The sequence below is a fragment of the Pseudoalteromonas denitrificans DSM 6059 genome, assembly GCF_900112265.1.
Lineage (GTDB): Bacteria > Pseudomonadota > Gammaproteobacteria > Enterobacterales > Alteromonadaceae > Pseudoalteromonas > Pseudoalteromonas denitrificans.
The window spans coordinates 79,694-104,373 of sequence record NZ_FOLO01000006.1 but is presented as its reverse complement, the minus strand read 5'-3'; the positions used below and the strand labels follow the sequence as shown (position 1 = coordinate 104,373).

The window sequence follows — 24,680 nt, the reverse complement described above, 5'->3', positions numbered from 1 at the left end:
TTACTTAGTTTGAATTCTATATATACTGGCTCACTTATTGCTTAATATAAATTAAAGCGATTGAATTTTAGCTGCTATTGGCTACGAATATGATAATAAGTTGCTAACAACTGGCGACTAATACTAAGAGGCAAGTATGGTAAATATTGATAGGTTATTATCTGAATCTAGTAATTTTGAGTCAAAACAGAATACTAAAGCTTCATCTAATGGAGATGATGGTGATAGTGCTATATTTGCAACTTTGTATAGCTCACAAATAAGTGAGTCGAATCAATCCGATGATAAAGAACTTAAAGGTACTCATAAAGAAAAAAATAATGAAGGAAGTGGCAATAATTTGCCTGTAACTTCAGAGGAAACAGCATTAATAAATACCGATGATAATTTACTGTCTGCAGAAGTTGATTTAGCAAAAAGTGATAATACATTAAATAAAGCTTTACTAACTGAGGATTTATTAAGTGGTGACTTATCAATAGCACCTGACACAAGTAATAATGCAGGCTCTACTGAAAATTCAGTTTTTTCTTTTTTATCTCAACTCCAGCAATCTTATAAAACACAATTAGTTGTATCTGATGCTGTTATTAAAGTGGAAAATAAATCTGATATTCAAAAAATGATAAATTCTGGAAATATTATTTCAAATAATGAAATTAAAGATGATAAGAATGATTTTATTTCAAAAGAAATAACTGATTTAAAAGGTAACTTGAGCTATTTTGATGAAAAAGTCGTAAAAGAAAATAAGCCAAATATACAGTTAATGTCAGATCATAAGCCTGTTGAAATGTTAGATGTAAAACGAGATAAAAAAATAGGTAACTCTTCAGATAGTGAAATTTCGCCTAAGTTATTTAACCAGTTAAAGCAGTTGTTACCACAACTTTCTCCAGAACAAAAAAATGAACTTAAGTTGGTATTAGGAGCTATTTTTCCTATTGACGAAAGTGGGGCTTTAGAGGGAGATAATACTGAGAAGTTAAGTCAATTATTATCACAAGTTGAAGTATTATCTAAAAAAAGTGAAGCTATTATTAATGAGGGTGTTGAAAAAGAACTCTTAAATTTAGATAAACTTAATTCATCACAAGGTGAGAAAAAGCCTATAACTTCAGATAAATATGTAGGTGCACCAATAATAGATAAAATTGCGGACGAAAAAAGTTTTGATTTAAAGGATGATGCCGTTTATTTTGACTCTCTACCAGCTTTACCTGAAGAAATAAAGTTTGTTGAAAATGCAAATATAGCGCAGCTTGCTTCTCAATTGCAAAGCCAAAATACCCATCAAGGTAAAGATACAGCACAAAAAACTTTAGAAAGTAATAATAGCTATATTAAGAAGTATGATAGTGAGTTTTCTAAAGATGAGGTTTTACCTGAAAATGTAAAATTAGATGCTGAAATTAAAACTCAACAGGTAAACCCCGCTTTAAACACCGAAAATTTAGTTTCAAACCAAATGACAAAGTCACAGGTAAATTCAGTTTTTAATGATTTAATAAGGCAACTTGACCCTAACTCAAGTGCAGCAGTAGAGTCGGATTCTATTATTGAACAAACTGATTCATTAAGCACACCTGCTAATACATCATCACATACAAGTATCAATACAAAATTAGAAACCGAAAAGTTATTACAACAACCTATTAATATAGCGCGTTCAGATGCAGCTAAATTACTAAATGAAAGAGTGACATTTTTATTAAGTCAACATAAGCCTGAAGCGGATATCCGTTTAGACCCACCAGAGCTTGGTAGTATGATAATAAGAGTTAGAACGGATGCTGAGCAAGCACAAATAAATTTTACTGTTCAAAATCAGCAGGCTAAAGAGCTGTTGGAACAATCAATGCCAAAGCTTAGAGAAATGTTAGCTGAGCAAGGGATTGACTTAGGTGAAAGTGATATACAGCAACAATCACAGGATCAAGGTGATGATTCTGACTCAAATCAGAGAGGGAATGCTCAAAATGATAATGCATCAGAACAAGAGGAAGTACTCGCAACTGTAAAAGTTGCGGGGAATAAACTTGGAGGAGTTGATTTTTATGCTTAAAATAGTTAATGAAATTGGTATGATAGGCATAGTCCAATAAAAATTATCTATTAAAAGGTATCAGGAACAAATAATGGCTGAAGAAAATGATTTAGAAATAGAATCCGGTGGTAAAAGCAAAAAAATGTTATTTATTATTATCGCTGTTGTTGTTTTGGTCGTTGGTGGTATCGGTGCTTTTTTTATGATGTCAGGCGATGATGCGCCAGAAGTTGAGGAAACGTTAGCTGAAGAATCAACTGAAGCTGCTCAAAATGAAGTTAAATCTGCGGACTCCGCTGAAATTGGAACTGCGCTTTATGTTGGTATGCCAAGGCCATTTGTTTTTAATGTACCTGGGGCAGGACGAGATCGTTTAGTTCAAATAAAAGTTCAATTATTGGTTCGTAGTGATGCAAATGAAGAGGCTGCTAAAAAACACATCCCTCTTATAGAAGGAACCTTGTTAAGTATTTTTTCTACAGCGAATGCTGATGCATTAAGTACTAGCGCGGGTAAAAAAGCATTACGAGATAAATCATTACAAGAAGTGCAAAAAGCATTAACTGAAATTGAAGGCAATCAAATTGTTGAAAGAGTATTATTTACAGGTTTTGTAATGCAATAATAAACTTTTAAACTAAGTCTAAAGCGTTGATTCTACTTTGGACTTGCTATTAACTCTTTAGTAATAGAATCGGTTTTAGTTAAATTTAAAGATAGGAATAAATTTTCTAATTATGAGGATTTAGGGTGAGTGATTTATTATCCCAAGACGAAATTGACGCACTTTTACATGGTGTTGATGATGTTGAGGAAGAAGAAGAAGATGAAGGTGGTGAGTCCGGTGAAGGCAGTGCCCTGCAATATGACTTCTCTTCTCAAGACCGAATTGTCAGGGGGCGAATGCCTACCCTGGAAATTGTTAATGAACGTTTTGCTCGTCATATGCGGATCAGCTTATTTAATATGATGCGACGCACTGCTGAAGTATCAATTAATGGTGTACAAATGATAAAGTTTGGGGAATATATCCATACATTATTTGTACCTACCAGCTTAAATATGGTGCGTTTTAGACCTCTTAAAGGCACAGGCCTTATCACCATGGAAGCTAGATTGGTCTTTATTTTAGTTGATAACTTTTTTGGTGGTGATGGTCGTTACCATGCCAAAATTGAAGGTCGAGAATTTACACCGACCGAACGCCGTATTGTACAGATGTTGCTTAAAATTATTTTTGAAGATTATAAAGATGCTTGGGCTCCGGTAATGGATGTCTCATTTGAATATTTAGACTCAGAAGTAAATCCTGCAATGGCGAATATCGTAAGCCCGACAGAAGTGGTTGTTATTAGCTCTTTTCATATCGAGTTGGATGGTGGTGGCGGTGATTTTCATATTGCTTTACCTTACTCTATGCTTGAACCTATTCGTGAATTACTTGATGCCGGTGTGCAATCCGATACCGAAGATACTGATTTACGTTGGAGTAAAGCACTTCGAGATGAAATTATGGACGTTGAAGTTGATTTATCAACGCGAATGCTTGAATTCGATTTATCATTATCACAAATTATGGAGCTACAGGCGGGAGATGTGATCCCTGTTGAAATGCCTGAGCATATCACTGTATTTATAGAAGATTTACCTACATATCGTGCTAAAATGGGGCGCTCTAGAGATAATATTGCATTGCAAATTAGTGAAAAAATTAAGCGCCCAGAATCAGTAAAGTCTGAACTACATGTATTTACCAAAGGTGGTAAAAAGCTTGATTCTGATGCTGAACTTGCATTGCTTGAGGACGATTTACACTTATCGGAAGGTGTTGATTTAGATTGGTAATTTTAATAAGTTAATTTTATTAGCTTGATATTTATTTTAAAAAGTTTTTAGAGGTTTTTTACATGAGCGATGACCAAGATACGATGGATGAATGGGCTGCGGCCTTAGCCGAAGCCGAAGGAGATGATGATACAGGTGAAGAAGGTGAAGCTGAACTTGCTGAATTAGATGAATTAACAGATGAAAAAGCAGATATTACGGTTGATGAAAAAAGAAAGTTAGATACTATTTTAGACATCCCTGTAACTATTTCTATGGAAGTCGGACGTTCTCGCATTAGTATTCGTAATTTATTGCAATTAAATCAAGGTTCAGTAGTTGAGCTGGATCGAGTTGCAGGTGAACCTCTTGATGTATTAGTAAATGGTACTTTGATTGCCCATGGTGAGGTGGTTGTGGTGAATGACAAGTTTGGTATACGTTTGACTGATGTGATAAGCCAAATTGAAAGGATCAAAAAACTACGATGAAAAAAGGTTTATTTTTTATCGTTTTGTTTTTACAGGCCCATAATGTATTTGCAGCGCCAGGGGTTGAAAACTTGATGTCTGTTGCCATGTCGTTAGCAATCGTTATTTTTGCAATTGTAATTTTGGCTATGCTGGTAAAACGGTTTAATCCACATTTAACAGATTTGGATGAATTTAAAGTGATTAGATCCATTCCTTTGGGCAGTAAAGAAAGGTTAATTGTGGTTGAAATTGATGAAAAACAACACTTATTGGGTGTTACACCACAAACAATAAACTATTTATATCAACTGGAAAAACCATTAGAAGCGAAAGAGATGCCGCAACTGGCAAAAACTTTTAGTCAGCTATTAGGTGCTAAAAAATCAAATTTTCAACAAAAGAATAATAAAAATGTATAAGTTATTTGCCATTATCTTAATATTATTTATATCTCCCAATGTGTATGCTGAACAAGGGCTACAAGCTTTAACTATCACGACTAATGCAAATGGTTCACAAGATTATTCAGTGACTTTACAAGTATTGGCAATGATGACGGCGTTAAGCTTTATACCTGCCGCAGTTATCATGATGACCTCCTTTACAAGGATCATTGTTGTTTTAGGTATATTACGCCAAGCAATCGGTTTACAGCAAACACCTTCAAACCAAATATTAGTCGGAATGTCATTATTTATGAGTTTGTTCATAATGGCACCTGTTTACCAACAAGTTAATGAAAAAGCTATAACGCCTTACCTAAATGAGTCTTTGACTTCTCTTGAGGCATTAAATGCGGCAAAAGAGCCCATGAAAGCATTTATGTTATCGCAGACAAGGATTAAAGATTTAGAAACTTTTGCACAAATTGCAGGTTTCGATAAACTTGATAAACCAGAAGATACCCCTTTTTTAGTGATTATCCCTGCATTTATTACCAGTGAACTTCAAACTGCATTTATCATAGGTTTTATGTTCTTTATTCCTTTTTTAATTGTTGATTTAGTTGTTGCTAGTATTTTAATGGCTATGGGTATGATGATGCTTTCGCCAATGATAGTATCTTTACCATTTAAAATAATGCTCTTTGTATTGGTCGATGGCTGGGGTTTAGTGATGGGAACGTTAGCTAAAAGTTTTGGTATAGGTAGTTAAATGGAACCTGAAGTCGTTGTCGAAATTATGAGTAATGCTTTATTTTTAGTAATAAAGTTGGTTGCGGCAATTATTATTCCTAGTCTAACAGTTGGTTTAGTTGTTGCTGTTTTTCAAGCTGCCACTTCTATTAATGAGCAAACTTTAAGCTTTTTACCACGTTTGATTGTGACTTTATTAGCGTTAATATTTGGTGGGCATTGGTTAACACAAGAATTAGTTGATTTTTTTAAAACACTGATAATGAATTTACCAGAAGTAATGGGTTAATGAGATAAGTATGGAATATCCCTTATCTATTATTATTCAATGGTTAGCTGATTTTTTATTACCTTTCATTCGTATTTCTAGCATGCTTATGGTGATGGCCGGCATTGGGGCGAGAAATGTTTCTAGTCGCATTAAAATACCCTTAGCTATGATGATCACACTTGTTGCTCTTCCCACAATACCGCCTTCAGAGTTTACTAATTTATTTTCATTTGAAATGATTTTGGTTGCAATTCAACAATTATTAATAGGTGTGGCTATCGGTTTTGCATCTATTTTATTATTAAATACTTTTGTTTTAGCAGGTCAAATTTTAGCAATGCAAACAGGCTTAGGTTTTGCATCAGTAATAGACCCTGCAAATGGTCAAAGTGTACCTGCAGTTGGTCAGTTTTATTTGATTTTGGCTACTTTGCTTTTCTGGATTTATGGTGGACATTTAATGATGGTCCAAATGATTGTAAATAGCTTTATTATGATTCCCATAGATGGTACATGGTGGAACATAGATAACTTTAGAACAATTGCAATGTGGGGAGGTTGGCTTTTCACAACTGCGCTTGTATTAGCATTAGCTCCCTTAACAGCTATGTTGATTATTAGTATGTCATTTGGTGTAATGACAAGAGCAGCCCCACAGTTAAATATCTTTTCAATTGGTTTTCCATTCACTTTATTGACTGGTCTTGTCATTATTTGGGCAACTCTTGGTAATTTCACTGCACAGTTTGAATTTCAATGGCGTCAGATGCTTCAATTAATGTGTGGCATGGTTGGGTGTAATTAATGAACCTTAATTTTCTAATAGATAGTAAAATTAAGGTAAAACAAAATAAGGAATTGTATGTCTGAAGATTCCGGAGCAGAAAAAACAGAAGAGCCCACTCCCAAAAAACTAGAAGATGCACGTAAAAAAGGTCAAATTGCCCGTTCAAAAGAAACGGGTACGGCTTTTGTTTTAATTATGTCTGCTGTTTCGTTATTAATGTACGGCCCTGATATTGGCAACGCTTTACGTTTAATCATGACCCGAATGCTAAGTCTTAATCATGATGAAACCTATGATACAACAAAAATGTTTGCAGCTTGGGGGGAGGTCGCTGGCGAATTATGGTTTGGCTTGGCTATGTTTGTTTCAATTATTTTAGCAGCTGCGTTTGTTGGAAATACTTTTTTAGGGGGGTTTAACTTTAGCTGGGGAGCTGCGGCTCCAAAGGCAAATAAATTATCAATAGCAAAGGGCTTTAAGCGTATGTTTGGTCCACAAGCTGCAATTGAATTAACAAAGGCTTTGCTTAAATTTGGTTTAGTAGCAGGTGTGGCTGTTTTTATTATTATGAAGTTTTTTGATGAAATTTTACATCTGAGTTTGGAGTCAGTGCCTACTAATATAGAGCATTCATTAACGATTTTAAGTTGGGTATTTTTAGGCTTATCATGTACTTTAATTGTTGTTGCGTTAGTGGATGCACCATTTCAAAAGTGGAATCATAATAAACAGTTAAAAATGAGTTTACAAGAAATTAAAGATGAATATAAAAATAGTGAAGGTGATCCTCAAATTAAAGCAAGGATCAGACAAACACAAAGAGAAATGTCACAAAGAAGAATGATGCAAGATGTACCTGATGCTGATGTCATTGTAACGAATCCAACTCATTATGCTGTTGCTATCAAATATGATACTGATAAAGCAGGTGCACCAATTGTTTTGGCTAAAGGTATTGATCAAATCGCATTGCAAATAAGAAAAATAGCTAAAGAGCATGAAATCCCTGTTTTAGAATCTCCACCACTAGCTCGATCTTTACACCATTTCACAGAGATTGGGGCTCAAATTCCAGACCAGTTATTCATTGCTGTTGCACAAGTATTAGCATATGTTTTTCAGCTTAAACAGTTTAAAAAAGGTCGTGGTAAAAGACCTACTAAATTGAGTAATAAACTACCCATCCCTGATGAATTTAAACACTAAAAAAACTTATTAACACTATGGAATGATTTTTGCCTTAACCAGTCAAGTGTCAATTTTTTGAAATTGTAGTTTGTATGGATTTAAAAGCCGTTTTTACCCAGATAAATAATGATAAAATGGATTATCTAAAAGGTGTTGGTACACCTTTATTAGTATTGGCAGCACTTGCAATGGTGGTTCTGCCAATGCCGCCATTTTTATTAGATATGCTATTTTCATTTAATATTGCGCTGGCATTACTTGTTTTATTAATTACAGTTTATACATTAAAACCTGTTGAGTTTGGTGCCTTTCCTACGGTTATTTTGATTGCAACGGTTTTAAGGCTTGCCCTTAATGTTGCAAGTACTCGCGTTGTATTATTAGAAGGCCACAATGGACCAGATGCCGCGGGTCAGGTTATTGCTGCATTTGGTAATGTTGTAATTGGTGGTAATTATGCTGTTGGTTTAGTTGTTTTTATTATACTCATTATTATTAACTTTGTTGTAATCACTAAAGGTGCGGGTCGTATATCTGAGGTTTCAGCACGCTTTACACTCGATGCTATGCCAGGTAAGCAAATGGCAATAGATGCTGATTTAAATGCGGGTTTTATAACTGCAGATGAAGCAAGAGACCGACGAGGTGAAGTAACGCGAGAAGCAGATTTTTATGGTTCTATGGATGGTGCCAGTAAATTTGTTAAAGGTGATGCAATTGCAGGCATCGTTATTTTAGTTATTAATATTGTAGGTGGCTTGTTTGTTGGCATGATCCAACATGACTTACCTTTTAGTATTGCAATGGAAGTATATACTTTATTAACTATAGGGGATGGTCTCGTTGCTCAACTCCCTTCATTATTATTATCAATTGGTACTGCTATTGTTGTTACCCGTCAAAATGAATCTCATAAAATGGGTGAGCAAATAACAAAACAATTGGGTAATGAAAAAGCACTTTATATTGCATCCGGAATTATGATCACTATGGGGTTAGTACCTGGAATGCCTCATATCGCATTCATTTTCTTAGGGGTCGTAATTGGAGCTACAGGGTATTTTGGACACAAACAAGCCCGCATCGAAGATAGCCAAAGTGCGCAGGGAGAAGGTGGAGAGCTTACGACTAATGCTGATGGTACGGTTGCTCCTGCGGCACAAGAGCAAAAAGAACTTGGTTGGGATGACGTTCAACAAGTTGATGTGATCGGTTTAGAGGTCGGTTACAGATTAATCCCAATGGTTGATCAGGCACAAGGAGGAGAGTTATTAAGTCGTATCAAAGGTGTTCGTAAGAAACTTTCTCAAGAATTAGGTTTTTTAGTGCCACCTGTACATATCAGAGATAATTTAGAGCTAGATCCTAATGCGTATCAAATTACTCTTATGGGGGTCTCTACAGGATTGGGAGAACTAAAACATGGCAATGAACTTGCTATTAATCCTGGGCAAGTTTTTGGTCCTGTAGCAGGAGTTGAAACGAAAGACCCTGCATTTGGTCTGGATGCTGTATGGATAGGCCCTGAACAAAAAGATGAAGCACAATCATTAGGTTATACCGTGGTGGATGCAGCGACTGTTGTTGCAACTCATATAAGCCAGTTACTACATAATAATGCCGCGTTACTACTTGGTCATGAAGAAGTTCAAAACTTACTCGATATTCTAGCTAAAAGCCACCCTAGGTTAGTTGAAGGTTTAGTGCCTGATATTTTACCGCTTACAACCATAGTCAAAGTCTTGCAAAACTTACTTAATGAAGGCGTGCCAATCAGAGATATGCGTTCTATTGTTCAAACGCTAGTTGAGTATGGTCCCAAGAGCCAAGATGCTGACGTATTAACGGCTGCCGTAAGAATTTCCTTACGTAGATTAATCATTCAGGATGTGGCTGGACCTTCGAATGAAGTTCCTGTCATAACATTGGCTCCTGAGTTGGAACAGATGTTGCATCAGTCACTTCAGAATGCAGGCGATGAAGGTGCTGGCATTGAACCTGGGCTTGCTGAGCGTTTACAAAACTCATTAAGTGAAGCACATCAAAATCAGGAAATGTCAGGTGAACCTTCAATATTGTTGACTTCAGGTATGTTAAGAACTGTTTTATCGCGATTTGTTAAAAATACAATTCCTGGTTTAAGAGTAATGTCTTATCAAGAAGTACCAGATGAAAAACAAATTAAAATTATCAGCTCTGTCGGTCAGCAATAATTTAGATAAGGGGTAGAATGTGAAGATTAAACGTTTTTTTGCAAAAGATATGCGTACAGCACTTAACGAAGTTAAAGAAGAGTTAGGCGTGGACGCAGTAATAATGTCAAATAAAAAAATGGCAGATGGCGTTGAAATTGTAGCGGCCATTGATTATGACAAAGCTGCACCGACTGTTAAATCTGCTCCGCCTGTAGCACAGCAAAATCAAGTGAGACCTCAAACATTAGGTTCGCATTCCGCTCCTACTCAGATGAACTCTCAATATCGGGCAAAAGTAAATAATTTAGTACGTCCAAAACCACTAAAAGCAAAACCTGAACCAGAGGTAAATATTGCAGATAGTTTAGAAGCTTTACTTAATCGTCAGTCGGCTAAATCAAAATCAAGTGAATTTTCAAATATGTTTGAAAAAGCACTAGATGAAAATGTAGAAAATATAACAGATGAATCATTTGAATCTCCTTGGTATAAAGAGTCTAAAAATAATAATTCTCAAAGTTCAGTCAAAAATAGTGCTGAAAATAAAAAGATAGTTGACCAAAGTAATAATGAAATTTTGGCTATGCAAGAAGAAATGTCTGCGATACGTCAATTATTAGAGCACCAAGTTTCGGGTTTAATGACGCAAGATTTAGCTCGAAGAGATCCAACTCGTGCCTATATGATAGATAGATTAAAAGGAATGGGTATAAATGATGATGTAGCAGAGCAAATGGCCTGTTTTATTCCTGATGATGTTTCAGAAAAGAAAGCTTGGCAAGTATTGTTAGAAATGGTTCAAAGTCAGCTTTATACTACTAACAATGAAATATTGCGACATGGTGGGGTGTTTGCACTTGTAGGACCAACTGGTGTAGGGAAAACAACAACCGTGGCTAAATTAGCTGCATTGGGTGCACAAAAATTTGGCGCTGATAAAGTTGCTTTAATTACAACTGATACATATAGAATTGGTGCATATGAGCAATTAGCAACTTACGGGCGTATTATTGGTTGTCCAGTTAAACAAGTAAAAGATGCAAATGAATTAGCCGAAGTTTTGTATCATTTACGAGGCAAACGTCTAGTATTAGTAGATACTGCAGGAATGAGTCAACGTGATTTACGTCTAACAGAACAATTAAATACACTAATGAGAAATGTAAGAGTAGATATACGTAGTTATTTAGTTTTAAGTGCCACAGCACAAATGGGTGTCTTACAAGAAACGGTAAAACACTTTAAAAAGGTACAGTTAAGTGGCTGTATTTTCACAAAACTTGACGAATGTCTCAGTTTAGGCGAAATTATCAGTATTGCGATTCAAAATCGTCTGCCAATAGGGTATCTTACCAATGGTCAGCGTGTACCAGAAGATATTCGAGTTGCAAATGCTGAAAAATTGGTTAAAAAAGCAGAACAATTGTATGCTAAAAAAGCAAACGCACAATATCAAAGAGATTCAACGGTAGAATCTCAAACAGTAGGAATGTATGATTAATACAGTTATGGATCAAGCAAGTGGCCTGCGTAAAATGAAACAAAATAATAACGCCGTGAAAGTAATCGCAGTAACGGGCGGCAAAGGCGGTGTGGGTAAAACAAATGTCTCTTTAAATATGGCTATCGCTATGGGCCAGCAAGGTCAACGAGTTTTAGTTTTAGATGCTGATTTAGGACTGGCTAATTGTGATGTGATGCTCGGATTAAGGGTTGAGAAAAATTTATCACATGTTTTATCTGGTGAGTGTGAGCTTGAGGATATTTTAGTTGAAGGCCCTCATGGTATTCGAATTGTGCCTGCAACATCAGGCTCACAAACTATGGTTGAACTATCACCTTCTGAGCATGCAGGTCTTATTCGTGCATTCAGTGAGCTCAACGCTGATTACGATGTTTTAATTGTAGATACGGCTGCTGGTATCTCTGAAATGGTACTGAGCTTTTCTCGAGCTGCTCAGGATGTATTAATGGTTGTTTGTGATGAACCAACTTCAATAACTGATGCCTACGCTTTAATAAAAGTTTTAAGTCGAGAGCATGGAGTATATAAATTCAAAATAATTGCAAATATGGTTCGCAGCCTTAGAGAGGGGCAAGAACTTTTTGCTAAACTGTCTAAAGTAACAGATAGATTTTTAGATGTTGCATTAGAGTTAGTTGCCACTGTTCCTTTTGATGAAAACATGAGAAAATCAACACGTAAGCAAAAAACGATAGTTGATCTTTTTCCTAAATCACCTGCTTCGATTGCATTTAAAACATTAGCAACAAAAGCAAGCAAATGGCCAATACCTAATCAGCCATCGGGTCATTTAGAGTTTTTTATTGAAAAACTTGTTAACCGCTAAAGGCATTTTTGTTAGTGATTAAAGTAGCTGGTTATAGCGAAACTAACAATATGGCAAAAGTTGTTGAACAGCATACGCCACTTGTAAAACGAATTGCATATCATATGTTGGCTCGATTACCAGCCAGTGTTCAACTTGATGACTTAATTCAATCTGGCATGATTGGATTAATAGAGGCTGCCAAAAACTTTGATGGTAGTAAAGGAGCGAGTTTTGAAACTTATGGTGGTATAAGGATCAGAGGTGCTATGCTTGATGAGATTCGCAAGGGTGATTGGGTCCCTCGCTCTGTTCATAGAAATAGCCGGCAAGTTGCTCAAGCTATATCTGAACTAGAGTCTATTTTAGGTCGTGAAGTAAAAGATATTGAAGTTGCTGAAAAACTTGATATTACGCTCAATGAATACCATCATATTCTTAACGATGTAAATTCTGGCAAAATCTTGGGAATTGAAGATTTAGGTGTAGATGAAGATGTACTTCAGGTTTCATCAGAAAAACATATTGGTGATACTCCGTTTACATCAATAAAAAATGATAAATTTAATGCTTCATTATTACAGGCAATAAAAACATTACCTGAAAGAGATGCTCTTGTATTATCTCTTTACTATAATGAAGAAATGAATTTAAAAGAGATAGGACAAATACTTGACGTAAGTGAGTCTCGTGTTAGTCAGATACATGGACAGGCAATGATAAGGCTAAAAGCTAAAATCAGTGACTGGGTTTAAATTAAGTGGTTGTAACATTGAGTTCGTACCTCACAGGAGGATGTTTTGGATAAAAATATGAAAATTCTTGTAGTTGATGACTTTTCTACTATGAGAAGAATCATTAAAAATTTGCTAAGAGACTTAGGTTTTACCAATGTCCAAGAAGCAGATGATGGTAGCACTGCACTACCGATGTTGCAAAATCAAGAGTTTGATTTTGTTGTTACAGATTGGAATATGCCTGGTATGCAGGGCATTGATTTATTAAGAGCAATTCGTGCTGATGACAGTTTAAAGCATATACCTGTTTTAATGGTTACGGCTGAAGCTAAAAAAGAACAAATAATAGCTGCAGCACAAGCTGGCGTAAATGGTTATATTGTTAAACCTTTTACCGCAGGCACACTAAAAACCAAGTTGGAAAAAGTGTTTGAGCGATTAGGTTAAATCATGGAAGAGTTAATGATCACAACTGAATCACCTCAAATTACGCTTGAACAAGCAAAGCAACTTGTTTCTTTTTTAGAAAATAATAAACAAGAGCAAGCAGATGAATTATTGTTGCAAATAACAACACAAATGCAATCTGAGTTATTTGAAGAGGTTGGGAAGTTAACTCGACAATTGCACGATTCATTGAATAATTTTCAGCTAGATTCAAAGCTTACTGATTTGACGCAAGAGGCATTACCTGATGCAAAAGAGCGTTTGAATTATGTCATTAAAATGACGGAACAAGCTGCAAATAAAACGATGGATGCAATTGAGGCATGTTTACCTATATCAGACAAGTTGTCAGATGATTTAAATAAAATCAAACCATCGTGGGAACGTTTGATGAGTCGAGACCTTAAGCTTGGTGAATTTAAAACACTATGTCATGGACTTGATTCATTTATTTCAGATGCTCAAGGAAATACACAAAAATTACATAGTTTAATGACAGAAGTCTTAATGGCACAGGATTTTCAAGACTTAACGGGTCAAGTTATTCGTAGAGTAATAGAACTGGTTAGGGAAGTTGAAGATAGTTTGATCCATATGTTGAAGGTTTTTGGATCACCTGTTAGTGAAACTATTGAAGTTGAAGCACCTGAAACTGGTGCTTTAGAAGAACACACACAATCATCTCAAATTGTTGACAATACATTAGATCAAGTTGCTGAAGGGCCTATTTTAGATGCAGAAAATCGTGATGATGTGGTTTCTGATCAAGATGATGTTGATGACTTACTATCAAGTTTAGGTTTCTAAATGGGAGAACTGCTGCATGAGTTTTGAACTAGATGAAGATATTTTGCAGGATTTTTTGGTTGAAGCCGGAGAAATTCTCGAATTATTATCTGAGCAGCTAATAGAACTGGAAAATAACCCTGAAGATGCTGATTTATTAAATGCAATTTTTAGAGGGTTTCATACTGTAAAAGGTGGAGCTGGGTTTTTAGCTATGACCGAGCTTGTTGATGCCTGTCATGGTGCTGAAAATGTCTTTGATATATTACGCCAAGGGCAAAGAAGCGTTAATTCGGAGCTGATGGATGTAATTTTGCAGGCATTAGACTGCATAAATATTATGTTTGCCTGTATTCAAAATAGAGAACAACCTGAAGCTGCTGACCCTAACCTGCTTAAAGCTTTACATCAATTAAGTAAACCAGAATCTGAAGATGAGTCGATAGATCTGCCTAGCGAATCATCCAAGACAGAGGAAGTTGAAGATGCTGCCTCTCAAAGTAGTAGTGATGCAGATTTTGATGATGTCTTATTTGACATGGATGATGGAAGCTCAGATGATTCAGGAATAGATGATATATCAGAAGATGAATTTGAAAGTTTATTAGATGAATTACATGGCACCGGGAAAGGGCCTGCAGAAGATGAAAAACCTAATGAAACAACTGATATTTCAGGCGATGATATTACTGATGATCAATTTGAAAATCTATTAGATGAACTTCATGGTGTTGGATCTTTTGGAGAAGCAGAAGAGGAAAAAGAAGTAAATACAGCAAGTGCTTCTGAACCTGCTCTAGATTCCGATGATATTTCAGATGATGAATTTGAAGCTTTACTTGATGAATTACATGGCAAGGGCCAAGGGCCTAAAATTACAGAAGAAACCGTTGAAGCAACTTCTGTGAAAAAAGAAGCACCTAAAGCTGTAGAAAAACCTAAACCAACTTCTAAACCCAAACCTGTTGCTAAGTCAAAAGATGTCGCAAAACCAACAGCGAAAAAAGTTGAAAATAAACCAGAAAAGCAAGATAAAGCACCAGCAAAACCAGCAGCTGTTCAGGCTGAAACAACGGTAAGAGTAGATACTAAACGTTTAGATCAAATCATGAATATGGTTGGTGAATTAGTTTTAGTTCGAAATCGTTTAGTCAGTTTGGGGGCAACAAATAGTAGCGAAAGTATGAATAAGGCGATTTCAAACCTTGACGTTGTGACTGCTGACCTTCAAAGTGCTGTAATGAAAACACGTATGCAGCCGATAAAAAAAGTGTTCGGTCGCTTTCCTCGAGTTGTACGTGATTTAGCTCGTAGCCTGAAAAAAGATATAAACCTTTTACTTGTTGGTGAAGATACAGACTTAGATAAAAATCTTGTTGAAGCTTTAGCTGATCCTTTAGTACATTTAGTCCGAAACTCTGTAGATCATGGTATTGAGATGCCTGATGAACGTGAAGCAACAGGTAAATCAAGAACGGGAACAGTAACCTTGTCAGCATCCCAAGAGGGTGACCATATCTTGTTAACAATCAAAGATGATGGTGCGGGTATGGACCCCAATAAGCTAAAAGATATCGCTATTGGTAAAGGTGTTATTGATGCTGACTTTGCATCAAGAATGACAGATACTGAGGCATTTAATTTAATTTTTGCACCCGGATTTTCAACAAAAGAAGAAATATCTGATATTTCAGGCCGCGGTGTCGGCATGGATGTTGTTAAAACTAAAATTACACAGTTGAACGGTTCAATTAACATTGAATCACAAAGAGGAACAGGAACAACTCTTGAAATAAAAGTTCCTTTAACACTTGCAATTTTACCGACTTTAATGGTCTTAGTAGAAGAGCAAACATTTGCTTTACCTTTAGCTTGTGTTAATGAAATTTTCCATCTTGATTTATCAAAGACAAACATTGTTGATGGACAATTAACAATCATTGTAAGAGATAAGGCAATTCCATTATTTTATCTCGAAAAGTGGCTGGTTAGAAATCCAGCTTCAGCATCACAACAACGTAGTGGTGATGGGCATGTTGTTATTGTTCAATTAGGAACTCAACAAATAGGCTTTGCTGTTGATTCATTAATAGGACAAGAAGAAGTTGTAATTAAACCTTTAGATGCCTTATTGCAAGGAACTCCTGGTATGGCTGGTGCGACTATTACTTCTGATGGTGGTATTGCATTAATTTTAGATGTTCCAAATTTATTGAAACACTATGCTGGTAAAGTAAAATAACTAAAAGAGTAAATTGAATGGCAATTAAGGTTTTAGTTGTTGATGATTCAAGTTTTTTTAGACGAAGAGTCACAGAAATATTAAATCAAGATCCCGAATTAGAGGTGATTGATACGGCTAATAATGGAAAAGAAGCTGTTGAGAAAGCAGCTAAAATTAAGCCTGATGTCATCACTATGGATGTTGAAATGCCTGTACTTGATGGGATCAGTGCAGTTAAACAAATAATGAAAGCATCGCCAATACCGATACTCATGTTTTCATCTTTAACACATCATGGTGCAAGCGCTACATTTGATGCACTTGATGCAGGGGCTTTAGATTTTTTACCCAAAAAATTTGAGGATATTGCAAGAGATAAAGAAGAAGCAATTAGGCTATTACAACAAAAAGTTAAAGAAATAGGTCGGCGTAGAATAAGTCGTTTCTCTAGACCTATAGCTGCACCAATTGAAAAACAAAACCTAAGAAAAACAAGTGTTGCATCATCTAGCAATGACTTTAATGTACAAAGAAAAAAAACTTCAGATATTAGAGCATCAGGAAAGAAATATAAGTTAGTCGCAATTGGAACGTCAACAGGGGGCCCTGTTGCACTACAAAGTATATTAACGCAATTACCCTCTAACTTTCCTCATCCAATTTTATTAATACAACATATGCCAGCTGCATTTACGCCAGCATTTGCAATACGTCTAAATACTTTATGCAAAATTAAAGTTAAAGAGGCTGAAAATGGTGAAACATTAAAACCAGGGGTTGCTTATTTAGCGCCTGGTGGTAAACAAATGTTAGTTGAAGGAAGAGGTGCTCAAAAAATACGCATCTATGAAGATGATGGCGCTAGAGTAACTTATAAACCAAGTGTTGATATTACTTTTGCCAGTGCTGCAAAAAGCTATAACGACTCAGTATTGGCTGTTGTCTTAACTGGAATGGGTGCTGATGGTAGAGATGGTGCTAGGCTTTTAAAGCAGGCAGGATCTAAAATTTGGGTTCAGGATGAAAAAACCTGCGTTGTTTATGGAATGCCACAAGCGGTTGCAAACGCTGGTCTTGCAGAGGCTAATATCCCTTTACCTGATGTAGCAACTCGCATCGTTAGAGAAGTGGGTTGTGGATAAATTATCTATTTCAGGCTTAATATTAGCAATATCAGCAATCGGTTTTGGTTATTGGTTTGAAGGTGGGTTGTTACTTAGTCTCGTTAATTATTCAGCTTTTTTAATTGTTGTTGGTGGTACTTTAGGGGCTGTTATGTTGCAATCCCCAAAAGAATTGTTTATTCAGGGTATTAAAATGTTTATTTGGGTGATAAAACCACCTCACTACCCTGTGGATAAAGGAATCGAACAAATTAAAACTTGGTCTAATAAAGCGCGCCAAGAAGGTTATTTATCATTAGAAATAGAAGCACAAAATAATAATGATTACTTTATTTCTAAAGGTCTTAACATGATGATTGATGGCGTTGCACCAGATCAGTTTAGAGAGGCTATGGAAGTGGAGTTAATTTTACACCGTGAAGCCTTGTTAAAATCTGCAAAAATTTATGAAGCTATGGGGGGATATAGTCCTACAATTGGTATTTTAGGTGCTGTTTTAGGTTTAATACAAGCAATGAATTTCATTAAGGATCCTGAGCTTTTAGGCGCGGGTATTGCCACTGCTTTTGTGGCAACAATTTATGGTGTTGGTTTTGCTAATTTACTTTTTTTACCCGTGGCAAATAAATTAAAATGTGTAATTGAAGAGCAAATGATGTATCACGAGTTATTAGCTGAAGGCATGCTATCAATTTTACAAGGTGAAAGCCCAAGTAATATTGAACTTAAATTATCTGCGTATCAAACTAAAAAACATTACTCTCAAGTAAACTCTCTTACTTAGCTTTGAATCAGTATAAATTATGAAACGCTATCGTAGAACTATATCAGGATCAGAATCTAATAACCTAGATAGGTGGCTGATATCATATGCTGACTATATGACTCTAATGTTTGCTTTTTTTGTAGTTTTATATTCTTTAGCAATGACTAACGAAAATGAGTTTGAGATTTTATCTGATTCACTTGAGCAAGTATTTGATAAATCAGCTAATCAATATGAACAAGATGGACAAGGGGTTAAAGGGGAAGGTTTATTAACAAAAAATGCTGTTGATACTGAGTTTATATTATATGGAAATTCATTAAGAGATGAAGAAAAAGGTCCTGAGTTAGTTGATGGGTTTGGTGATTTAACAAATCTAAAACAAAAACTATTAGGCAGTCCGTTAGATTCTTTAGAACAAGACCTTAAAACAGCTTTATTTGAAGAGTTAGAAACTGGTCAGGCTAAATTGGAATTAAATCAAGATTGGTTAACAATAGAGTTGAATTCGGGCTTGTTGTTTGGCAGTGGTAGTGCTGTTTCTACTCAAGCCGCAAAACAAGTTGTTCGTCGCATTTATGATATTTTAAATGGAGTTGATAATTATATTCGCGTAAGAGGATATACCGATGATCAACCAATAAATAATGAAATTTTTAGTTCAAATTGGCAATTATCTGTTTCGCGTGCAACTCAAATGCTTATAGCGCTAGAAAAAGAAGGTATAAATCCAGCTAGAATGGCTATAGAAGGGTATGGCCAGTATTCACCATTTGCAAACAACAGTACAAAAGTAGGAAGAGCTGAAAATAGAAAAGTTGTTATTGCACTTTCCAAATTTGGCTTATTTTCAGAAAAAAAATTGGTTAACTTAGAAGATAATCTATCTCAAAAAAATAAAGAGCTAGAAATAAAGCTACAAGAAGTAGAGAATAAAGCAATAAAACAAGATGATAAAACGATTAAAATTATAAAGCTACCGGATGGCGGTATACGCATTACAACACGAGAAAATGAGCAGTAGAAAGGATCAAATTTGAAAATTTGGACGGTTGCAAATCAAAAAGGTGGTGTTGGAAAAACGACAACTACAGTAACTTTAGGTGGAATACTCGCATCTAGAGGTCATCGTGTTTTACTTATTGATACAGATCCTCACGCTTCACTTACATATTACTTCGGAATAGACTCAGAAGAGTTGGAAGTGAGTGTTTATGATGTTTTTGCTCGTAATAAAGGAATGTCTAAAGAAGAGATTTTGCAAGCCTTATGCCCCTCAACTATGGAAGGGGTCGACATACTACCTGCAACTATGGCTATTGCAACGCTAGATAGAAGTATGGGAAATAAAGGGGGGATGGGTTTAATATTGACTAAAGCTTTGGCTAAAATTTCTGAAGAATACGATTATGCTATTTTAGATTGTCCACCCGTTCTTGGAGTGTTAATGGTTAATGCATTAGCAGCAAGTGAGCGTGTTTTAGTTCCTGTCCAAACAGAGTTTTTAGCTTTAAAGGGATTAGATAGAATGATGAGAACAATGCAACTGATGCAAAGCTCTCAAGCAAAACAATATCAATATACCATCATTCCAACCATGTATGATAAGCGAACGAAGGCTTCATTAGAGGCATATAAAACACTAAGGGCAACATATCAAGATGCCGTTTGGCCAGGTGTGATCCCAATAGATACAAAGTTTAGAGATGCAAGTTTAGCTATGAAATCACCTGTAATATATTGTCCTCGTTCACGAGGTGTTTTTGCCTATATAGCGCTGTTGGAGTATTTGTTTAAAATAGAAGGAAAGGCACTAAGTGAGTTACCTCATGAATAAGCCTTTATTTGCAAATGAAAGAATAATGAAGCAATATTTAACCGCTTTATTAACTGAAGATGAAGCACTAATTAAAGCCGCTTTACAACCTGTTGAAAAATTATTGGAACAAGTTGTAGAACCTGAAAAAAAGGTTTTGACTAAAAAAAGAGTCGAACCGACGGAAATAAAAGTTAGCACTAAGCAAGATGATGAAAAACAACCTACAATCTCTAGTGTAGAAGATGAAATACTTGAATTACAAAAAACTTTACCTAAAACTAAATATGAAGCTGAATATCGAAAGGGAGAGTTTCAGGCGTTATTTTTTCAAGTCGCCGGTTTAACTTTAGCTGTTCCTTTAAAGTCTCTCGGTGGCATTCATAAAATAGGTGAAATTAATAAAGTATTTGCTAAACCTAGCTGGTTTAAAGGGGTAATGCTAAACCGAGGTACTAAACTAAACATTATTGATACAGCACAATGGGTTATGCCCGAAAAATATAATAAAAAACTTGAAGAAAGTTTAAATTATAAATATCTTATAATGTTAGGAGAAACTAACTGGGGTTTACAGGCCGAAAGCTTAGTCAATAACATTACATTACAAAATGATGATGTTAAGTGGCGAGAGCAAACAGGAAAAAGACCTTGGTTAGCAGGTTTAATAAAAGAAAAAATGTGTGCTTTGATTGATGTAGATTCGTTAACAGAATTACTTGACCAAGGATTAGATAGCAGAGAAATTGAAAAATAATTGTCACTAAGATAAGTAATGCCGTAGGAGCATGAATATGAATGAAGAAAGAATTACATCAGTGAATGCAGATGCAAGTGATGATGTATTGCAGTGGGTTACTTTTCGTTTAGAAAATGAAACATACGGCATTAATGTTATGCAAGTGCAAGAAGTACTGCGTTATACCGAAATAGCCCCTGTACCGGGAGCTCCTAGCTATGTATTGGGCATTATCAATTTACGTGGCAACGTTGTAACTGTAATTGATACGAGCACTCGTTTTGGCTTGACCGGCTTAGATGTGACTGACGATTCAAGAATTGTGATCATTGAAGCTGAAAAACAAGTTATAGGTATTCTAGTAGATAGTGTCGCAGAAGTTGTTTATTTACGCCGCTCTGAAATTGACAGTACACCTAATATAGGCACTGAGGAAAGTGCTAAGTTTATTCAAGGTGTTTCTAATCGTAATGGTCAATTGCTGATTTTAGTTGATTTAGATAAATTACTAAGTGAAGAAGAATGGAGAGATTTAAATGACTTGTAGTCATTTTTTTCATCTACAAAAACCTTTAATTTTATATAAGTAGGTTTTTAGATTTGGAAAATATCATAATAATTGCCATTTTATTCAGTTTATTTATATCATTTACAATAATAGGCTTTTTATTTTTCTATTATAAAAAAAGTAAAATAGAAAATAACCAAAGTAATAAAATTTTATCTGAAGTTAAGCATCAAAATACAATTCTGCGCAGTGAAATTGATGAGCTCAGAGGGGGAATGCTTAATATGGGAAAACGAATTGTGCAATTGGAACAAATGAGTCAGGAATTATCTCAAAATCAGCAAGAGCTTCAATTTGCCGATCCTGATTCAAAAATGTATTCTCGAGCAGTTAAGATGGTGGAGCTAGGGGCGCAACTAGACGAAGTAATGAAAGAATGTGAGTTACCCCAGGCAGAAGCGGAACTTTTACTTTCGTTGCATCAACAAAAGTAGAGCTCATGCTTTTATATTTAAAGTTCCTGCAAGGGCTTTCCAGCCTGGAGGGAATTTTCCTTGTAGTACATATGAAAATGCAATTAACTCGGCAATAATGATATAAAGCTCTTTTGGAATTTCTTGCCCCAGCTCTAAAGTTTTTAATGTCTCAGATAATAGTTTATCTTCATGAATTAATATTCCCTTCTCTTGTGCTAATTGGATAATTTGCTCAGCGAGTTCTCCAAACCCTTTTACTGTCACTGTTGGTGCAGCTGAACCATCATAAAGTAAACCTATTGCTGATTTTGTTTTATCCATAACTACACCTTAATATTTATAATGGAATGCTGTTTAATGAAGTCTGTATCTTGCTTTGAACCTTGTTCTATAGATATCTCTCCAATAGATAAGCCTTGCTCAATTAATCTCTGTTTTAACATACTTATGTGGGGCTGAGCCTTGTGTATTAAATTACTTGTACTACTTAAAAAGGTGCAATCAATATTTTTATCCATTAACTGAGCATGTGCTTGTAACTGGCCTAAATCGCCAAGATCAAAATTAAGTCGAATAAACCATACATCTTTGTCTTCATACCCCTTCTGTTGCTTTTTATAGTGGCCTAAGTTTATTTCCGTTTGTTTTACATTTTCTGGTAATTGCATAGGTAGTAAAAATTGAAAAAGAGAATTTAAACTTGTATCTGTTTGTTGATTGACACTATGTCCTTGAGCAACTTGCTGCTGTGACTGTTGAAAAATTTGCTGAATTTGCCCTAATTCTTGAAGTAAACTTTGACCGGGCTTTGAGTTTGTTTCTTTTATTATATTTGATAGTTTAGCTTTTAAGCTTGGAAATAAAAGTTGTAATAAATGATCTAATTTTTGTTGTGGCTTAATGGATATATCATTATTTTGTTCTGTTTGGTGATTTATAGTTTGAGCATATAGCATGCTAATTAAGAGCTCTTGGATTGAGTTTTTTATAACTCCTGTTTTTTCTGTATTAGTTAATAAGTTAGGTTGAATAAATGACAGTGTTTCTGAACGTACTTTTTGCGCGGAAATATTCTGTGGGTTAATCATTTTACTAAAGGCAATATTAACTAATTTATTTAAGTCTGGCGTTTGACTATTTTGTTTAATAGAAAGTGAATTTTCTACTTTTGGTTTATTTAAATCATTTACATCTGCTTGATTTTGATTTGGAATAAGTTTTTTTATTTTTTCCATTACAAATTGATTTAAAATATTTTTGTTTGTATTCAAGTCATTATTTTTAGTTAGTTCAGTATTTTTTAGTGGAGATGTTTTTTCACCAATAAAATTCACCGGTTTGTTAATATTGTCAGCAGTTTCTATATTTAAAACAGTTTTTTTTAATTGACCCTTTAATCTTGATAAATCAGTGGGGGCTTTAGGATTTATTTGTTCTGATTTATTTGTAGCTCCTGGCTCTATCTTATTTTTAACGCCTGATTGAGTTTGTTCTTTTGTCATCGCTATATTTATTTGGAGGGCTTTTTCATTATTGGGGTTTATTGAACCATCTGTGGAGTTGCTTTTAGTTGGCACTAATGCAGCTTTTAATGAATTAACTAACTTGGATATAGAGTGTTCTAAAATGATCGGCTTTTTATTTATTTGAGTAACAGCTTTGGAATTATCAGTATTTTGATTGATTTGTGTTGTAGTTTTGTTAGTAGTCGATGTTGTATTATTTTTAAGTGTTTGTTCAGTATTTGACTGAGGAGTGATATTCACCGAGGTATTATTTTGATTTTGTGGGTTTGCATTAATCCTTTTCGATAGATTAAGTTGAATAGGCTCAGTAATCGGTTCTATTTTTGTTATATTTTCTTTAGTGGTTAATTTTGCTGTTTGCCAGTTATTGATTTTAGGCGTGGTATTGACCGATAATTTCGTAATATTATTGTTTTGCTTTACTTCTATGTTTGTTGCACTTGCACTTTTTATTTTTAAATCAGCAGGTATTTGATTTAACCAATTTGTTAGTTTTGAAATTGGAATTTTTAACTCTAATGCGGGAGTATCCGACTTTGGTAAAAATATTCTAGCTGTAATAGTACCTTGGGATTCTTGTAAACTGAGCTTTATATTCTGTTTTGTTGATATCAAGGCTGCGATATTTTCAGGTACTGGGATATTTGCTTTAAGAGCAGGAATGTTTAACGTATTTTGCTGGGTTTTATTGAACTTTGCTAACAGTATAACTTCTTGTGGAAAGTGAGTTTCTTTTGTATTTAATAATAACTTTTCTTGGGCGCTTTTAGGTTGAAGTAATAAGTTCAAAACCTTAAGTAAGTCTTGCCGATTTAAAGGGGTTGTTGGTTTACCCATATTTTGTAATAAGGTTATCTTTAAACCGGACTCATCTATAATTAATTTTCCACTGCTTATTTGAAGGTTCTTAGTATTTTGATTATCTTCAAGAGCAATTGTCAACTTTTTCCATTGACCTTTAATTTGTACCTCTAATTGGAGGTTAGCACCATCCGTGCTGGCATTTCTAATACTATATTGCGTATTTGATTTAAGGTGTTTTTGTAAAATAGGTGCATCTTCAGCAATTAATAATTCCTGTTGTACTCGCGTTTTGGATATTCCTGTAGTATCTGTCATATCAGTCAAGTCATTTATTATCTTTTATTTACTATTTTAAAGTTTGAATTTTATCTTATTTTTATAAAAATCTAGGATAAAAAACTGAAAATTGGCATAAATCAAATTTTTGGTGATTCGCCCGTATTTCGGCCTAAAGCTTTTACGTTTTACAATATCAT

General features: G+C 35.0%; 25 protein-coding genes. 23 read left to right on the top strand and 2 right to left on the bottom strand.

Features of this window, described 5'->3' with window-relative positions; genetic code table 11:
• The first annotated feature begins 136 nt into the window (after positions 1-136).
• The 23 genes from BM088_RS06045 (at position 137) to BM088_RS27670 (ending at position 21,892) form a co-directional block, all read left to right on the top strand.
• Positions 137-2,065: a flagellar hook-length control protein FliK gene (locus BM088_RS06045; RefSeq protein WP_091981580.1), complete on the top strand. Its 1,929-nt coding sequence runs from the start codon at positions 137-139 to the stop codon at positions 2,063-2,065.
• A gap of 73 nt (positions 2,066-2,138) precedes the next feature.
• Positions 2,139-2,672 (top strand): flagellar basal body-associated protein FliL, encoded by a 534-nt coding sequence (gene fliL / locus BM088_RS06040; RefSeq protein ID WP_091981575.1) that lies wholly within the window; start codon positions 2,139-2,141, stop codon positions 2,670-2,672.
• Between the two features lie 125 nt (positions 2,673-2,797).
• Positions 2,798-3,892 carry a flagellar motor switch protein FliM gene (gene fliM, locus BM088_RS06035; RefSeq protein ID WP_091981572.1) on the top strand — a complete coding sequence of 365 codons (1,095 nt, stop codon included), beginning with the start codon at positions 2,798-2,800 and terminating at the stop codon, positions 3,890-3,892.
• Between the two features lie 62 nt (positions 3,893-3,954).
• On the top strand, positions 3,955-4,362 hold the full coding sequence (gene fliN, locus BM088_RS06030; RefSeq protein WP_091981568.1) for a flagellar motor switch protein FliN: 408 nt from the start codon (positions 3,955-3,957) through the stop codon (positions 4,360-4,362).
• Complete coding sequence (fliO, locus tag BM088_RS06025) at positions 4,359-4,763, top strand: flagellar biosynthetic protein FliO (RefSeq protein ID WP_091981565.1); 405 nt, start codon at positions 4,359-4,361, stop codon at positions 4,761-4,763. The genes fliN and fliO overlap by 4 nt, the downstream gene beginning before the upstream one ends.
• Complete coding sequence (gene fliP / locus BM088_RS06020) at positions 4,756-5,499, top strand: flagellar type III secretion system pore protein FliP (RefSeq protein WP_091981561.1); 744 nt, start codon at positions 4,756-4,758, stop codon at positions 5,497-5,499. Before fliO ends, fliP begins: the two co-directional genes overlap by 8 nt.
• Positions 5,500-5,769 (top strand): flagellar biosynthesis protein FliQ, encoded by a 270-nt coding sequence (gene fliQ, locus BM088_RS06015; protein WP_091981557.1) that lies wholly within the window; start codon positions 5,500-5,502, stop codon positions 5,767-5,769.
• Between the two features lie 10 nt (positions 5,770-5,779).
• Positions 5,780-6,556 (top strand): flagellar biosynthetic protein FliR, encoded by a 777-nt coding sequence (fliR, locus tag BM088_RS06010; RefSeq protein ID WP_091981553.1) that lies wholly within the window; start codon positions 5,780-5,782, stop codon positions 6,554-6,556.
• Positions 6,557-6,613: 57 nt separating this feature from the next.
• Positions 6,614-7,744, top strand: a complete 1,131-nt coding sequence (gene flhB, locus BM088_RS06005) for a flagellar biosynthesis protein FlhB (RefSeq protein WP_091981549.1) — start codon at positions 6,614-6,616, stop codon at positions 7,742-7,744.
• A gap of 74 nt (positions 7,745-7,818) precedes the next feature.
• Positions 7,819-9,939: a flagellar biosynthesis protein FlhA gene (gene flhA, locus BM088_RS06000; RefSeq protein ID WP_091981545.1), complete on the top strand. Its 2,121-nt coding sequence runs from the start codon at positions 7,819-7,821 to the stop codon at positions 9,937-9,939.
• 19 nt (positions 9,940-9,958) lie between these two features.
• The gene (flhF, locus tag BM088_RS05995; protein ID WP_091981542.1) at positions 9,959-11,422 is read left to right on the top strand and encodes a flagellar biosynthesis GTPase FlhF; all 1,464 of its coding nucleotides are present in this window, start codon (positions 9,959-9,961) and stop codon (positions 11,420-11,422) included.
• Positions 11,415-12,272: a MinD/ParA family ATP-binding protein gene (locus BM088_RS05990; protein WP_091981538.1), complete on the top strand. Its 858-nt coding sequence runs from the start codon at positions 11,415-11,417 to the stop codon at positions 12,270-12,272. The genes flhF and BM088_RS05990 overlap by 8 nt, the downstream gene beginning before the upstream one ends.
• Before the next feature lie 50 nt (positions 12,273-12,322).
• A complete protein-coding gene (locus BM088_RS05985; protein ID WP_091981915.1) occupies positions 12,323-13,006 on the top strand; it encodes an RNA polymerase sigma factor FliA in 684 nt (227 codons plus the stop codon).
• Between the two features lie 45 nt (positions 13,007-13,051).
• The gene (cheY, locus tag BM088_RS05980) at positions 13,052-13,435 is read left to right on the top strand and encodes a chemotaxis response regulator CheY (protein ID WP_091981533.1); all 384 of its coding nucleotides are present in this window, start codon (positions 13,052-13,054) and stop codon (positions 13,433-13,435) included.
• A 15-nt stretch (positions 13,436-13,450) separates the two neighbouring features.
• A complete protein-coding gene (locus tag BM088_RS05975) occupies positions 13,451-14,242 on the top strand; it encodes a protein phosphatase CheZ (RefSeq protein ID WP_091981911.1) in 792 nt (263 codons plus the stop codon).
• A 16-nt stretch (positions 14,243-14,258) separates the two neighbouring features.
• Positions 14,259-16,463 (top strand): chemotaxis protein CheA, encoded by a 2,205-nt coding sequence (locus BM088_RS05970; protein ID WP_091981530.1) that lies wholly within the window; start codon positions 14,259-14,261, stop codon positions 16,461-16,463.
• Positions 16,464-16,480: 17 nt separating this feature from the next.
• Complete coding sequence (locus BM088_RS05965; protein WP_091981526.1) at positions 16,481-17,587, top strand: protein-glutamate methylesterase/protein-glutamine glutaminase; 1,107 nt, start codon at positions 16,481-16,483, stop codon at positions 17,585-17,587.
• On the top strand, positions 17,580-18,353 hold the full coding sequence (locus BM088_RS05960) for a flagellar motor protein (RefSeq protein ID WP_091981524.1): 774 nt from the start codon (positions 17,580-17,582) through the stop codon (positions 18,351-18,353). The genes BM088_RS05965 and BM088_RS05960 overlap by 8 nt, the downstream gene beginning before the upstream one ends.
• A 19-nt stretch (positions 18,354-18,372) precedes the next feature.
• On the top strand, positions 18,373-19,359 hold the full coding sequence (locus BM088_RS05955) for a flagellar motor protein MotB (protein WP_091981521.1): 987 nt from the start codon (positions 18,373-18,375) through the stop codon (positions 19,357-19,359).
• A 12-nt stretch (positions 19,360-19,371) separates the two neighbouring features.
• Complete coding sequence (locus BM088_RS05950) at positions 19,372-20,172, top strand: ParA family protein (protein ID WP_091981517.1); 801 nt, start codon at positions 19,372-19,374, stop codon at positions 20,170-20,172.
• A complete protein-coding gene (locus BM088_RS05945; protein WP_091981514.1) occupies positions 20,165-20,908 on the top strand; it encodes a chemotaxis protein CheW in 744 nt (247 codons plus the stop codon). The genes BM088_RS05950 and BM088_RS05945 overlap by 8 nt, the downstream gene beginning before the upstream one ends.
• Positions 20,909-20,945: 37 nt before the next feature.
• Positions 20,946-21,437, top strand: coding sequence for a chemotaxis protein CheW (locus BM088_RS05940; protein ID WP_091981511.1), 492 nt, complete (start codon positions 20,946-20,948; stop codon positions 21,435-21,437).
• A gap of 53 nt (positions 21,438-21,490) precedes the next feature.
• On the top strand, positions 21,491-21,892 hold the full coding sequence (locus BM088_RS27670) for a DUF2802 domain-containing protein (protein WP_245763767.1): 402 nt from the start codon (positions 21,491-21,493) through the stop codon (positions 21,890-21,892).
• Positions 21,893-21,895: 3 nt separating this feature from the next.
• Here the strand turns inward: BM088_RS27670 and BM088_RS05930 are convergent, their stop codons facing one another.
• Positions 21,896-22,195 (bottom strand): EscU/YscU/HrcU family type III secretion system export apparatus switch protein, encoded by a 300-nt coding sequence (locus BM088_RS05930; protein WP_091981508.1) that lies wholly within the window; start codon positions 22,193-22,195, stop codon positions 21,896-21,898.
• A gap of 2 nt (positions 22,196-22,197) precedes the next feature.
• Positions 22,198-24,519, bottom strand: a complete 2,322-nt coding sequence (fliK, locus tag BM088_RS05925) for a flagellar hook-length control protein FliK (RefSeq protein ID WP_091981505.1) — start codon at positions 24,517-24,519, stop codon at positions 22,198-22,200.
• Positions 24,520-24,680: the final 161 nt, after the last annotated feature.